The 14,340-nt window shown below is 71.7% G+C and carries 8 protein-coding genes; 1 reads left to right on the forward strand and 7 read right to left on the reverse strand.

Translation table 11 applies throughout. The annotated features are described in order from the left end of the window. Positions 1-99 precede the first annotated feature (99 nt). Positions 100-1,473 carry a wax ester/triacylglycerol synthase family O-acyltransferase gene (locus tag G3I60_RS31735; RefSeq protein WP_198358292.1) on the reverse strand — a complete coding sequence of 458 codons (1,374 nt, stop codon included), beginning with the start codon at positions 1,471-1,473 and terminating at the stop codon, positions 100-102. Positions 1,474-1,707: 234 nt separating this feature from the next. Between G3I60_RS31735 and G3I60_RS31740 the strand changes: the two genes are divergently transcribed. Then, positions 1,708-2,847 carry a M4 family metallopeptidase gene (locus tag G3I60_RS31740; protein ID WP_138356880.1) on the forward strand — a complete coding sequence of 380 codons (1,140 nt, stop codon included), beginning with the start codon at positions 1,708-1,710 and terminating at the stop codon, positions 2,845-2,847. Here G3I60_RS31740 and G3I60_RS31745 read toward each other — a convergent pair. From G3I60_RS31745 to G3I60_RS31770, 6 genes are all read right to left on the reverse strand, one after another. Beyond that, the gene (locus tag G3I60_RS31745; protein ID WP_164296391.1) at positions 2,834-5,764 is read right to left on the reverse strand and encodes a glycoside hydrolase family 3 C-terminal domain-containing protein; all 2,931 of its coding nucleotides are present in this window, start codon (positions 5,762-5,764) and stop codon (positions 2,834-2,836) included. The genes G3I60_RS31740 and G3I60_RS31745 overlap by 14 nt on opposite strands. Positions 5,765-6,059: 295 nt before the next feature. Beyond that, complete coding sequence (locus tag G3I60_RS31750) at positions 6,060-7,424, reverse strand: M1 family metallopeptidase (protein WP_164296393.1); 1,365 nt, start codon at positions 7,422-7,424, stop codon at positions 6,060-6,062. Next, positions 7,424-11,515: a Pls/PosA family non-ribosomal peptide synthetase gene (locus tag G3I60_RS31755; protein ID WP_239070480.1), complete on the reverse strand. Its 4,092-nt coding sequence runs from the start codon at positions 11,513-11,515 to the stop codon at positions 7,424-7,426. Before G3I60_RS31755 ends, G3I60_RS31750 begins: the two co-directional genes overlap by 1 nt. Positions 11,516-11,865: 350 nt before the next feature. Continuing rightward, on the reverse strand, positions 11,866-12,300 hold the full coding sequence (locus G3I60_RS31760; protein ID WP_164296395.1) for a subtilase-type protease inhibitor: 435 nt from the start codon (positions 12,298-12,300) through the stop codon (positions 11,866-11,868). 334 nt (positions 12,301-12,634) lie between these two features. Next, on the reverse strand, positions 12,635-13,132 hold the full coding sequence (locus G3I60_RS31765; protein ID WP_138356876.1) for a VOC family protein: 498 nt from the start codon (positions 13,130-13,132) through the stop codon (positions 12,635-12,637). Positions 13,133-13,279: 147 nt separating this feature from the next. Then, positions 13,280-14,146 (reverse strand): polysaccharide deacetylase family protein, encoded by an 867-nt coding sequence (locus tag G3I60_RS31770; protein WP_343241579.1) that lies wholly within the window; start codon positions 14,144-14,146, stop codon positions 13,280-13,282. Positions 14,147-14,340: the final 194 nt, after the last annotated feature.

The raw sequence follows: 14,340 nt of genomic DNA on the forward strand, positions 1-14,340 counted from the left end.
GCCTCAGGTCGGAAGTGAACGAATTCGGTCACTCCTTCGAGGCTAAGCCTGCCCGCACGGCCCCGCCAATCGATCACCGGGGCCGCGACGGAGCGCGTGTCAGGTCAGCGCGAGCAGTTCGTCGAAGCCCTCGCGGATGCCGTCCGCGAGCACCTGGATGTCGGGTACGCCGTCGAAGTCGGCGTTGATGCCGAAGGTGATCTGGCCCAGGTAGGAGAAGATCCCGACGCTGATCCGCATGGTGCTGGCGATCGGCACGTACGGGTAGATCTCGGCCAGCCGCCGGCCCAGCATGTACAGCGGCACCCGCGGGCCCGGCACGTTGGTGGTGACGGTCTGCAGGAACTGCTGCGGGAAGCGCATGGCGGTGCGCGAGCCCAGCGCGAGCAGGGTGGGCGCCGCGAAGTTCGCCATACCCGTGATCGCGTCGGCGCCCGCCGCCTGGCGGCTGCTCTTGAGGTCGTCCATCTGCTCGCGCACCGCGGCCAGCCGCGCCTGCGGATCCGGCTCGCTCACCGGCAGGTTCAGCAGGACGGCGCTCACCCGGTTGTCCAGCTTGTTGCGCTGGTCCCGCGAGCGTACGGAGACCGGCACCATCGTGCGGACCACCATGCCCTCGGACAGCTCACCGCGGCTCTCCAGCAGATCGCGGAAACCGCGGGTGATCGCGGCGAGGATGACGTCGTTGACCGTTCCGCCGGTCACCTTGCGGATCTGCTTGGTCTCCGTCAGATCCGCCTTCGCCCACACCCAGCGGCGGTGCGGACCGAGGGACCCGTTGAGGGAGCCGGCCGCGCGGGTGGTGAGCCGGCGGGCCGTGTTCGGCAGGCTGCCGGCCAGGGCGCGGGCGATGCCGAGCAGTTCGGAACCGCTGCGCAGCCGCCGGGCGAGCGCGGGGACGGCGGACAGGTGTTCCAGCGGCGTCAGGACCGCGTCGCGCACGCCGTCGGCGACGAGGTCGAGCGTGGACGGGCTCGGCTCCGGCGTCCAGGGCCGGGGTTCCGACAGCTCGCTGTCCTTACGCCAGTCCAGCACCAGCTGCATCATGTCGGTGCCGGCTATTCCGTCGATCATGCAGTGGTGGACCTTGGAGATGAGCGCCCAACGGCCGCCCTCCAGCCCTTCCACGAGCCAGATCTCCCACAGCGGCTTCGTGAGGTCCAGACGCTGGGCGAAGAGCCGGCCGGCGAGGTTGCGCAGCTGGTCGTCGCCGCCCGGTGCGGGCACCGCGGTGTGGCGTACGTGGTAGAGGATCTGGAAGTGCTCGTCGTCGACCCAGACGGGACGGCCCAGATGCATCGGCAGGCTCTTGACCCGCTGCCGGTACCGGGGCACGTCGGGGAGCTTGGACACCAGAAGTCTGATGACATCGCCGTACGACGGCACCGGCCCCTCGAACACCAGGACCGATCCCACGTGCATCGGCACGTTCTCGTCCTCGATGAAGTAGAAACCCGCATCCAAGGCGCTCATCCGGTCCACGGACGCAACCGTAGAGGGGAGCACCGGCTCCGTCCAGGGCGCCTGGGATCGGATACCGGCCGCCGGCCGAACGTATCCGGCCTCCTGACCGGCGAAGGCGCGCCAATTCTTGACGGGCCCCTGCCAAGGATCCTGTCCGTACCGTCATGCTTCGTCCCGGCGCCCACCCGGCGCCCCAAGAGCGAGGCGCCACCGCGCCCGCGCCGGCGACAGGAAGGCAGTCAGATGCGACGGAGACTCACCGCCGGGGCCGTTCTCGCGGCCGCGGCGCTGCTGGCGTCGGTCATGGGTGCGGGCACCGGGACGGCCGCCGCCGACTCCCCCGCCCTCGGTACGGGCTACGGGGTGCATGACGGCCAGGTGCCGCTGACCACCACGAAGACGATCTCGTCCTATCTGCTCCAGGACCCGACGCGTGGCAACACCGTCACCGTCGACGGCCGTACCAACACCATCCTCACGGACGCGGACAACATCTGGGGCAACGGGCTGCCGACCAATCTTCAGTCCGCGGGCGTCGACGCCCAGTTCGCCGCCGTCTCCGTGTGGGACTACTTCAAGTACTCGTTCAACCGGCTCGGGGTCAGGAACGACGGCAAGGGCGTCCGCAGCGTCGTCCACTACGGCAGCCACTACACCAACGTCTTCTGGAGCGATGCCTGCGGCTGTGTCAACTACGGCGACGGATCGGACAACGCCCATCCGCTGACCACCATCGACATCGGCGCGCACGAGATCACCCACGGCATCACCTCCGCCACCGCCGGGCTCACCTACAGCGGCGAGGCGGGCGCGCTCAACGAGAGCACCTCCGACATCTTCGCCACCATGGTGGAGTTCTCCGCGAACATCCCGGCCGACGTGCCGGACTACCTCATCGGCGAGAAGGCGAACCTCAACGGGAACGGCACCCCGCTGCGCTACATGGACCGGCCGTCCAGGGACGGTGTCTCACCCGACTACTGGTCGACGTCGGTCCCGAACCTCGACCCGCACGTGGCCTCGGGGATCGGCAACCACTTCTTCTTCCTGCTCGCCGAGGGCAGCGGCCCGCGGGTCATCAACGGGATCTCCTACAACAGCCCGACCGTCAACGGCTCGGTGCTGACCGGGATCGGGCAGAACACCGCGGCGGCGATCTGGTACCGGGCGCTGACCGTGTACATGACGTCCACCACCAACTATCACGCCGCGCGGACCGCGACCCTCGCGGCGGCGCGCGACCTCTACGGGGCGGCCAGCAGCCAGTACGCCGCGGTCGGCGCCGCGTGGACCGCCGTCAACGTGGTCGGCCGCGCCGTGCCGTCGCCGGCTCACGACGGCACGGCACGGACCGGCCACGTCGGCGAGGTCAGGACCGGCTGACGGTCCACACGAAGCCGGCCGTGTCGGTCGCGCCGGTGGGGCCGGTCGCGGTGACCGAGACCGTGCTGGTGCCCGGGGCCGTCGCGGTACCGGAGATCACCCCGGCCGGGCTGATCGACAGACCCTCGGGCAGCCCGGTCGCGGTGAACACCGGGCCGGTCCCGGCGGATCCGGTGGTGCGGGCCGCGATGGCCAGCCGCACCGGGGTGCCGGCCCGGCTGCTCATACCGTGCGGGTTGGTCACGGTGACGCTGCCCGTGCCGGTGACGGTGCTGGTCACCGTCCTGGCCGAGAGCGGTGTGCCGACCGTCAGGGTCCCGGTCAGCGGCAGCTCGCGGGACGAGTCGCCGACCTGGATCCGGTAGTCGCCCGGGGTGGTCGTCCAGCCGGCCGTGGTGTCCGACCAGTGCGCCAGATCGTGCGCGGTGACGGTGAACTGCACCCGCCGGCTCGCCCCCGGCTGCAGTTCCACCCGCTGGAACCCCTTGAGCTGCCGGGCCGGTTCACCCGTCGCGGCGGGAGCGCCGACGTAGAGCTGGGCGATCTCCGCGCCGGCGCGGCTGCCGCTGTTGGTGACGGTCGCGGAGACCGTGGTGTTGCCGCTCGCGTCCGGCGTCCCGACCTGGAGTCCGGAGAAGGCGAACGTCGTGTACGACAGCCCGAACCCGAACGGGAAGAGCGGGGTGACGTCGCCGGCGTCGTACCACCGGTAGCCGACCTTCAGGCCCTCCGAATACTGCACCTTGCCGTCGGTGCCCGGCCACTGGGCCGCGGTGTGCGCGGGCACGTCGGCCAGGCTCGCCGGGAAGGTGACGGGCAGCTTCCCCGACGGGTTGGCGTCGCCGAACAGCAGCCGGGCGACGGAGTTGCCGACCTCCTGCCCGGCGTACCACTCCTCCAGCACGCCCTGCACCTGGCCCAGCCACGGCATGGTGACCGCGGAGCCGGTGTTGAGCACCACCACGGTCCTCGGGTTGGCGGCCGCGACCTGCGCCACCAGCTCGTTCTGCTGGGCGGGCAGATCGATGCCTTTCAGGTCGGTGCCCTCCTTCTCCCCGTACCCGACGAAGACGACCGCCACCTCGGAGGCGCGGGCCAGGGCGACCGCGGCGGCGATGTCCGTGCCGTCGTTGTACTGGACGGTGGTGGCGGTGCCCGCGACCCGGTTCTGGATCCCGGCCAGCGGCGAGACGGTGCCGGAGCTGGTGACGACGGCACTGCCGCCGCCCACGCTGCGCACGCCCGCGCCGGCGTCGGGGCCGAGCAGCGCGATCGAGTGCGTCGACGCCGTCGACAGCGGTAGCACACCGGTGTTCTTCAGCAGGACGCTGCCCTGTTCGGCGATCCGACGGGCGGTCGCCTGATGGGCGGCGGAGGTCACCAGGGCCGTGGTCGACCCGGTGTGCTTCCGGTCGAAGAGGCCGAAGGCGAACATCTGCGTGAGTACCCGGCTCACCATGGTGTCCAGCGTGGCCTGGCTCACCTGGCCGTTGGCGACCGCCTGGGCGAGGTAGTTGGAGTAGTAGTACCCGCCGGGCATCTCCATCGTCATCCCGCTGTTCGCGGACTCCACGGTGGAGTGCGTCGCGCCCCAGTCGCTGGTGACGAACCCGCCGAAGTCCGCCTGCTGGTAGAGGGCGGTGTTCAGCAGATACGGGTGCTGGCAGTCGTAGGCGCCGTTGACGGTGCTGTAGCCGCACATCACCGACGCCGCCGCGCCCTTGCTGACCGCGGTCTGGAACCCGGGCAGATAGATCTCCTGCAGGGTGCGGGTGTCGATGACCGCGTTGTCCTTCGGCCCGTTGCGGTTGGTCTCCTGGTTGTAGACCGCCACATGCTTGGCCTGAGCCATGACGCCCTGGCTCTGGATGCCCTGGATGTTGGCGACGGCCATCTCGCCGGACAGGTACGGGTCCTCGCTGTAGCTCTCGAAGGCCCGGCCCCAGCGCGGGTCGCGCACGATGTTGAGGGTCGGGCCGAGTGCCACATCGGCGCCCTTGCCCGCGAACTCGTTCCCGGCGACGGCGCCGTACTGGTGCTGCAGTGCCGTGTCCCAGCTGGCCGCGGCCGACACGGGCGCGGGCAGCTGGGTCACACCGGAGAAAGCGTCGCCCACCCCGCCGGGGCCGTCGTGGAAGCCCACCGAGGGGATGCACAGGGACGGGATCGCGGCGAGGTTCCCGACGTACGGCGAGGTGTTGCCGGTGCCGTGCACCATCTGGATCTTCTGGGCCTGCGTCATCTGCGCCATGACCTGCGTGACACGCTCGGCCACGGGCGCGCTGGACCCCGACCAGGGGCAGCTGCCGTCGCCGCCGCCGGGCGGGCTGCTGGTGCCGCCGGGGGTGAGGACGCTGAACTCCCAGAGCGAATAGCCCCACGAGGTGGCTCGCTGGATGCCGGCCAGCCGCACATAGCGACCGGTTCCGTTCAGCGCCACCGTCTCGATGCCGCCCTGGCCCGCGGTGGTGGAGTAGACGGTGGTCCAGTCGGTGCCGTCGTCGGAGACCTGGATCCGGTACGCCCTCGCGTACGCGTTCTCCCAGGCCAGTTGCACTCCGCAGACCGGCCGGCTGGATCCGAGGTCGACCTGCAGCCACTGCGGATCGGCGGCGGCGCTGGACCAGCGGGTGCCCGCGTTGCCGTCGAACGCCGCTTCCGCCGGGGTGTCGGACTTCTCGGTCGACGAGGCGGTGGCGGGCCGGTTCAGCGCAGCCGTCGTGATGCCGCAGGGGACGACGGGGTCGGAGCCCGGCGCCGCTTGCGCCGCCGATCCCGCCACCGCGGGCGTCAGACTCGCCGACAGGGCCGCCACGAGCAGGACGGCGAGGTGCCGCGGGCGTCCGCGACGGGTTCGGGGACGGTTTCCGCGGCGAGGAGCGCCGCGCCGTAGGGAGAAGTGGGGAGTGCCTGGCACGGGCGTCTCCTAGTCGGTGATCACCGCAGCTGTGAGAGGGCGAACCGGTGACGGACCTTCACTTCTCGGCCTGTAGAGCCTCGATGATGATAGGAGTTGACCGATTTAGCCCATATTGCGACGCCGAGCCTATGCAGCTTGTATGACATATCCCGGCATCCAGGGCTGTTCCGGGTGTGTCGGCATGCCGGAACGCCGGATGTCGTGATGCGGGAGTGCGGGATGTCGTGGTGCCGGACTGCCGTGGTGCCGGATGCCGTAGTGCCGGATGCCGAGTGCGGGATGTCGAGTGCGGTCAGTCGCCGGCCCGCGGCAGTGCCGGGAGCCGGGGCTCGCGCAGCCACGCCGTGAACAGGTCGTCCAGCGGGCGCGGGGTGTACTGCTGCGCGAGAGCGGTGAACTGCTCGGTGGTGACGGTGCGGTGGCGGTGCTGCGACGTCCAGGTGCGCAGCAGCGCGAAGAAGGCCGTGTCGCCCATCGTCGTCCGCAGCGCGTGCAGCGTGAGCGCGCCGCGCTTGTAGAGCCGGTCGTCGAACATCCGCCGTACGCCCGGGTCGGCGAGCCGCAGATCCTGCGGCAATCCGGCGAGCCGGGTGTGCGCACGGGTGGCCAGGACGGTGGCGGGGGCGCCGCCCGCGGCCTCCGACCACAGCCACTCGGCGTAGCAGGCGAAGCCCTCGTTCAGCCATATGTGGCGCCAGTCGGCGAGGGTGAGGCTGTTGCCGAACCACTGGTGGGCCAGTTCATGGGCGACCAGGCGCTCGAAGCCGCGCCGTCCGTCGATGTGGTTGGCGCCGAAGACCGACAGGGCCTGCGCCTCGACCGGAACCTCCAGCTCCTCGTCGACCACGACCACCGCGTAGTCGTCGAAGGGGTACGGGCCGAAGAGCTCCTGGAACAGCTCCATCATCTCCGGCTGGCGGCCGAAGTCATGGGCGAACGGGGCGAGCAGGGCGGCCGGGACGGCCGCGGGCTGCGCGATCGGGCCGCCGAGGTGCTCCACCAGCTCGTAGGGGCCGATCTGGACGCTGGCCAGATAGCTGGCCATCGGCGCCCGCTGCTCGTAGACCCAGGTCGTGGTGGAACCGCCGATGGTGCACGACTCCAGGGTGCCGTTGGCGAGCACGGTGCACACCGACGGCGCCGTCACCGCGATGCGGTAGACGGCCTTGTCCGACGGATGGTCGTTGCAGGGGAACCAGGAGGGCGCGCCGATCGGCTGGGCGGCCACCAGCGCACCGTACTCCAGCGGCTCCCAGCCCAGGTCGCCCCAGTAGCGGCTGCGGATCGGCCGCGGGGTGCCGACGTAGCGCACCTCGACGGCGAAGGGCGTTCCCGCGGGCAGTTCACGGGCGGGGCGCACCCGCAGCTTCCCGGCGCGGTGGGTGTAGCGGGCGGGCCGTTTGCCGTCCACCAGGACCCGGTCGATCCGGAACGCTCCGAGGTCGAGGCTGAACTCGGAGAGCGCGTGCTCGGTGACCGCGGAGATCCGGGCCCGGCCGGACAGCCGGTCGGCGCTCGGCCGGAAGTCCAGTTCCAGGTCGTAGCGCACCGTACGGTAGCCGCCGTTGCCGTGCTCGGGCAGGTACGAATCGGTGGAGACGGCCGCCCCGGGCCTGGCCGGGGCGGCCGCACGGCCACCCCCCGGTGCCTTGTTCACTAACTGCGGGTCCCCTCTGCGTGCCGGTCGGTGTGCCAGGCGGCGATCGGGTTGCCGAGCCAGCGGGTGCCCTCGGGCACCGATTCGCCGCGCATGACGAGCGAGGCGGGACCGATGGTGGTGCGCGGCCCGACGGTCGCGCCGGGGAGCACGATGCCATGCGGACCCAGGGTTGATCCATCCCCCAGCGTCACCGTGTCCATGCGCATGATCCGGTCGTGGAACAGATGGGTCTGCACCACGCAGCCCCGGTTGACGGTGGCCCCGGCGCCGACCCGCACGAGGTCGGCCTCCGGCAGCCAGTACGTCTCGCACCAGGCGCCGCGGCCGATCCGCGCGCCGAGCGTCCGCAGCCACAGGTTCATCAGCGGGGTGCCGGGGACCGATCCCACCAGCCACGGCACGGCGAGCACCTCGACGAAGGTGTCCGCGAGCTCGTTGCGCCACACGAACGAGCTCCACAGCGGATGCTCGACCGTCCGGAACCTGCCGACCAGCAGCCACTTGGCCGTGGCGGCGACCACGCACGCCAGCAGACCCGCGGCCGCCATCAACAGGCCGCCGCACAGGGCGGCGACGGCGAGTCCCGCTGTGCTCACCAGAGCCTCGAACGCGCCCACGAACAGGACCGCGAGGGCGACGGTGCACATGACCGGGACGACCCGGCACACCTCGACGGCGGCGCGCGCCACCATCAGGGCGCGGGGCGGGTCATAGGTGCGGCTCTGGTCGCCGGCCTCGGCGGCCCGGGGCAGTTTCATCGGCGGCATGCCCAGCCAGGAGCTGCCCGCCTTGGCGCCCTTCGGCGTCGAGGACAGGACACCGACCAGGCCGTTCTTCGGTACCGAGCGACCGGGCGCGGTCATCCCGGAGTTGCCCAGGAACGCCCGCTTGCCGACCCGGGCGGCGGCGATGCGCATCCACCCGCCGCCCAGTTCGTAGGTGGCGACCATCGTGTCGTCGGCGAGGAAGGCGCCGTCGCCGACCGTGGTCATCGCGGGCAGCGCCAGGACGGTCGACGCCTCGACGCGCCGCCCGACCTTCATGCCGAGGGCGCGCAGCCATACCGGGGTGAAGAGGCTCGCGTACAGCGGGAAGAGCACGACGCGCGCGGTGTTCATCAGCCGCTCCGTGGCCCAGGCCCGCCAGGCGACGCCGCTGTGCACGGCGTGATACCCCTCGCGCAGTCCGGTGCCCAGCGCCCTGACCAGGACCAGGACGAGCAGCGCGTAAGTGGCCAGCGACACCACCGTGGCGAGCGGTACGGCGATCAGCGCGGCGGCGAGCGCGGCGCCGGGCGCGGACTCGCCGCGGACGAAGAGCAGCAGCGTCAGCAGTCCGGGCAGCGCCGCCAGCGCGGGCAGCAGGCCCAGCGCGGTGGAGGTGAGGCCGTAGACCAGGGACCACCCACGGGTGCGCGGCGGGCGGCTGCCGGGCCAGCGGTGGGCGGCCTTGCCGGAGCGGGCCGCCGGAACGCCCGACCAGCGCTGGCCGGCCGGCACCGCCCCGGTCACACCGGAGCCCGGCGCGATCTCGGCGCGCTTGCCGACGCGGGCGCCGGGGAACAGGGTGCTGCGCGCGCCGACCGTGGCCGCCGCGCCGATCCGGATCTTGCCGATGTGCAGCAGGTCCCCGTCGAGCCAGTGGCCCGACAGGTCCACCTCGGGTTCGACGGCGCAGCCCTTGCCCAGCCGCAGCATCCCGGTGACGGGCGGCAGCGAGTGCAGATCGGCGTCCGCGCCGATCCGCGCGCCGAGCGCACGGGCGTAGTGGGTGATCCAGGTGCCGGTCAGCCGGTTCGCGCCGACGCGCTCGGCGAGGCGTTCCGCGGTCCACAGCCGCAGGTGGACGCTGCCACCGCGCGGATAGGTACCAGGGCGGACGCCGCGCAGCAGCAGCCGCGCGCCGCCGGCCGCCACGGCGACCCGGCCGGCCGAGCTGACGCACAGCACCCAGCCCAGTGCCACCCACCACCAGGACACGGCGGGCGCCCACGGGAAGTCCCCGTACCGGGCGAGCACGTTGTTCAGCGCGGCGACGCCCACGGCCCAGCGCAGCCCCGAGATCGTCAGCAGCGGAAGCATCAGCGCCACCTGTACGGCACCGGCGCGGCGCGGGGTGGGCCGTACGGTCCGCACGGCGCTCTCGCGGGCGTCCGACGCCTCCAGGACGCGGGCCAGCGCGCCCAGCGACGGGTTCTGGTAGATGTCGCTGACGGAGACGTTGGGGAAGCGCGCCCGGATGAGGGCGACCAGGCGGGCGGCGCCGAGGCTGCTGCCGCCGATCGCGAAGAACTCGGCGTCGGCGGTGCCGACGGAGGTGCCGAGGATCTCGGCCCACTGTTCCGCGAGCCACCCCTCGGTGCCTTCCAGCGGGCCCTCCTGCCCGGAGGTGTCCACGGTGGGCAGCGGCCAGGGCAGCGCGGCCCGGTCGACCTTGCCGGAGGTCCGGGTGGGCAGGGTGTCGACCACCGCGATGAGCGGCACGAGCGAGGCGGGCAGCGCCTCGCGCAGCCGGCGCAGCGCGTCGACGGGGTCGAACACCCCGCTGACGGCGCCCACTTCAGCCTCACCGGCCTGGGCCTCGTCGGTCTGGGCCTGGTCGGTCTGGGTTTCGTCGGCCTGGGTTTCGTCGGTTTCGGACGGCTCGCCGGCCTGCGCGGCGCCGTCGGGGGCCTCGTCGCCGACCGGGGTGTCACCGGCCGTGTCCTGCGCCGCGCTCACCAAATAACCGACGAGGATCTGGTTGCCGCCCCGGGTGGTGCGGACGGCGGCCGCGGCACCGGCGACGTTCGGCAGCGCCTGCAGCGCCGCGTCGACCTCGCCGAGTTCGATCCGGCGGCCACCCAGTTTGATCTGTTCGTCGGCCCTGCCGACGAACAGCAGTCCTTCGGCGTCGGCACGGACCAGGTCACCGCTGCGGTAGGCGCGCTCCCAGCCCAGCGACGGCAGCGGCGCGTACTTCTCGGCGTCCTTGTCCGCGTCGAGGTAACGGGCCAGCCCGACCCCGCCGATGACGAGTTCGCCGACCTCGCCCATGGGCACGAGCTCGCCCCGCGCGTCCACGACCGCCAGGTCCCAGCCGTCGAGCGGCAGCCCGATCCTGACCGGGCCCTCGCCGGTGAGCTGAGCGGCGCAGGCGACCACGGTGGCCTCGGTGGGCCCGTAGGTGTTCCACACCTCGCGGCCCTCGACGGCCATCCGCTCGGCGAGTTCGGGCGGGCACGCCTCGCCGCCGAAGATCAGCAGCCGGACGTCGTCGAGCGCTTCCGACGGCCACAGCGCCGCCAGGGTGGGCACCGTCGACACGATGGTGATGCGCTGTTCGACCAGCCACGGGCCCAGGTCAAGCCCGGTGCGGACCAGTGACCGCGGCGCGGCGACCAGGCAGGCGCCGTACCGCCAGGCCAGCCACATCTCCTCGCAGGAGGCGTCGAAGGCGACCGACAGCCCGGCCAGCACCCGGTCCCCGGGGCCGATGGGCTCCTCGGTGAGGAAGAGCCCGGCCTCGGCGTCGACGAACGCCGCGGCGCTGCGGTGGGTGACGGCAACGCCCTTGGGCTTGCCGGTCGACCCTGAGGTGAAGATGATCCAGGCGTCGTCGTCGGGTCCGGGCCGCCGGCCCACGACGCCGTGCGGGGTACCGCAGGGACGGATCTCGCGGTGCGCGCCGATGACGGCGCTCACTCCCGCTTCGGAGAAGACCAACTCGGCGCGTTCGTCGGGGTCTTCGGCGTCCACCGGCACATAGGCGGCGCCTGCCGCCAGCACCGCGAGGATCGAGACGTACAGGTCGTTGGTGCCGGACGGCACCCGGATGCCGACCCGGTCGCCGGCGCCGATGCCGGCCGCCGCGAGCCGCAGCCGCATCGCCTCGGTCTCGGCCGCCAGGGCGCGGTAGTTCAGCGCCGTGGAACCGTCGTCGACGGCTGGGCCGTTCGGGTGTCTTCGGGTGGTCTCCGCGAGGATGTCGAGCAGGGTCCGCTCGGGCGCGGGACCCTTCCCGGAGAAGACCGCGCGCGGTGGTGCCAGCAGCTCGGCCGGGTCGATCAGGGTGTCGAGCGTCAGCTCGGGTGCCTCTGCCAGCGTCATACAGCGCTCCCGTTCCCGGCCGGGGTGAAGGACGGCGGCGCACAGCGCGCGTCGATCCGATCAGTGCCGGCCAGGAACGGACGCATGTCTTACCCTCCGAGGTACGTGGACTGCTTGCCGGGTGCCGCGGGCGCGCTCCGGGGACGGACCGTCCGGCCCTCCGGGTGAGCGCCGTATCCGGGTTTTCCACCGGGGCCGCGCTGCGCTCGGGCTCCGCGGCAACCGCGCCGCGGCAAGGGGGCCGAAGGGCACGTTACCGGTGCAAGGTGAACACGGCCTGTCGGGTTTGACCCGAGTGGCCGGTATCACAACAGCCGTGACCCGCCTCGGTGCAGTCGTTCAGCTCCGGCTCAGAAGCCGAAAACCGCCCCGGTACCCCCTGCCTTGATGCAGGAGTTCGCGTAGGTGTGGGAGTACGAGACGCGTTGCCCCTGCCACACTCCGTCCGCGGTGACCACCACCGGATCCCAGATCTTGGGGCAGATCCGGTTGGGGTCGGAGGCTAACAGCGCGTCGAAGTTCCCGCCCGCCAGGGTCAGTTCCGTGCATGCGGCCCGTGCGTCCGGGTGGTCGCCTCCGGCGGTGGGGCGACAGCGCAGCAGCACGGCCCGCTGGACAGCGGCGGTCGCGGCGTCCTCGCCCTTGCCGATGGTCAGCACCATCGACGAGGGCGCGTACAGACTGTGCGGCTGGGCGGATTCGGCTCGGGCGGTCCCACTGGTGCCCGCCACGCAGCTGAGAGCCAGGGCGGCCCCCACTCCGATCGCACCTAGGGTGTATCGCATTCCGAACACTCCTTCTCCGTTGATTGCAGATAACGGACAGGAGTATTACGGAGGTGTTTCGTGGCCGCACTTCGAACGATCACTTCCGGTCGCGGTGCGTGATCGGACGATGGCTCATTGTTCGATACGGGCAGCTCAGTGGCCGCCCCGAACGCACTCGGCGAACCGTCCAGCATGCGGACACCCGCGCGTGGCGCGGCCACCGAGATGTCCGTGAGCTGGGAGAACGTCGGGCCCTGAGTGTTCCCGGCCCACCGCTCTCGACCTGAAACCACCGCTTTTCGCGTTCGAAAGGGGGGTCGGCGGTACGCCAGGCGTCGCAGACAGGGACGGGTCAGGTGGCCGAGCCGGCGGCCGCACCGGTCTTCAGGTCCGGACCCCAGCGGTCGAGCGACTCCTGGAGATCCAGCGCCCGCAGCTTCGGCTCGTCCCCGGCCGGCCAGTCCTCGCGCGGCACCCGCCACATGATCTCGAACTCGTTGCCGTCGGGGTCCTTGGCGTACAGGGACTTCGACACTCCGTGGTTGGTCGCGCCGACCAGCGAACCGCGCTCCGTCAGCTTGGCGGCGGTGTCGGCGAGTTCGCCGAGCGTGCCGACCTCCCAGGCCAGGTGGTAGAGGCCGACCCGGCCCTGCTCGGGGCCGGGGGCGTCCGCACCGATCGCGAAGAGGCCGAGGTCGTGGTCGTTGAGGGTGTCCTGGGCGCTGAGGAAGGCGGCCCGTCCGGGGATCTCCACATCGATCTTGAAGCCGAAGACATCGGTGTAGAACTCGACGGCGCGCGCGACATCGCGGATGTAGAGCACGGCGTGGTTGAGGCGGCGTACAGGCATGGTGGCGCTCCTGGTCGGACATCGGTCGGCCCCGTGGTCGGCGGGCCTGTTCCGACGGTACGCCGACTTAGTTGACACTTCAAGCAATCTGCCTTGAAAGTTCAAGTACTCAGTGGTGAGCTTACCGGGTGCGCCGTCCGCGACGCCTCAGTGCACGGCGTCCGAGAGCCGGACGAACCGGTGGCCGGCCGCGAGCAGCGCGGGCAGGGCGCGGGCCATGCCCTCGGCCGTACCGCCCGCGGGGTGGTTCATATGGCCGATGACGACCGATCCGGCGGTCGCCGTGAGCGCGGCGCGGCGCACCTGGGCAGGGGTGAACGTAGCCCCCGCGTCGGCGTTGACGCTGAATCCGGCGAACCGCTCCCCCCGTTCGGCGACGATGCGCGCCGCGATGTCGTCGCAGTACGCGGTGCCGGAGCGGAAGAAGCGCGGCGGATGTCCGAGCAGGGCGGTGAGCTTGTCCTGGTTTCCCGCGACCTCGTCGAAGACCTCCCCGGCGTCGCGTGTCCCGGCGATGCCGTACGCGGAGCGGCCCGATACCGACAGCGGCCGGTGACGCGTCCCGTGGTTGGCGATCTCGAACAGCGGATCGCCCGCGAGCTGCTCGAAGTGCGCGCGGTTGGCGTCGATCCAGCGCGCGTTGAGGAAGAGCGTCGCGGGCACCTTGCGGGCCCGCAGCAGGTCGATCAGCTCCCGGTCGTAGCCGCCGCCACCCGGTCCCCCGCAGGCGTCGAAGGTCAGCGCTATCGCCCGTCCCGCGGTGGGAGGCAGCTTGGTTACCACCCCGGGAGCGGTGAAACCCCAGCCCGTGGGGGTCATCCGGCCGTAGCGGGCGACGGTCGCGGCCCGGGTCACCCGGGGAGCCGGCTTGGGCGACGGGGGTGCGGGGGACGGTGGCGCGGCGGACGGCGTGGGGACCGTGCCGGGGCCGGATCCGGGCGGGGACGACGGGTCCCGCGACCGCTCGGCGGGGCCGGGAGCCGACGTGCATCCCGTCAGGAATCCGCCCGCCACGGCTGTGAGTACCCATCGGCGACCCAGCGACATCCGTTCCCCCGTACATGATCCACAACGCACTAGCTGTTCTGTCCATGGAGGTTGGTGACAGCGATCACGGCGGGGTGATCTTGTACGAGTGAGGGCCTTCCGGGTTCGGTGTGGATTGCGACATCTACACGGAACGATCAGAAGGCCCTCATGCCCCACCG

The organism is Streptomyces sp. SID13666, from assembly GCF_010548325.1.
GTDB lineage: Bacteria > Actinomycetota > Actinomycetes > Streptomycetales > Streptomycetaceae > Actinacidiphila > Actinacidiphila fildesensis.

Bases quoted from the DNA above. Each gene is read 5' to 3' on its own strand.
- G3I60_RS31735 (WP_198358292.1), bottom strand. From the start codon at position 1,473: ATGAGCGCCTTGGATGCGGGTTTCTACTTCATCGAGGACGAGAACGTG.
- G3I60_RS31740 (WP_138356880.1), top strand. From the start codon at position 1,708: ATGCGACGGAGACTCACCGCCGGGGCCGTTCTCGCGGCCGCGGCGCTG.
- G3I60_RS31755 (WP_239070480.1), bottom strand. From the start codon at position 11,515: ATGACGCTGGCAGAGGCACCCGAGCTGACGCTCGACACCCTGATCGAC.
- G3I60_RS31760 (WP_164296395.1), bottom strand. From the start codon at position 12,300: ATGCGATACACCCTAGGTGCGATCGGAGTGGGGGCCGCCCTGGCTCTC.
- G3I60_RS31765 (WP_138356876.1), bottom strand. From the start codon at position 13,132: ATGCCTGTACGCCGCCTCAACCACGCCGTGCTCTACATCCGCGATGTC.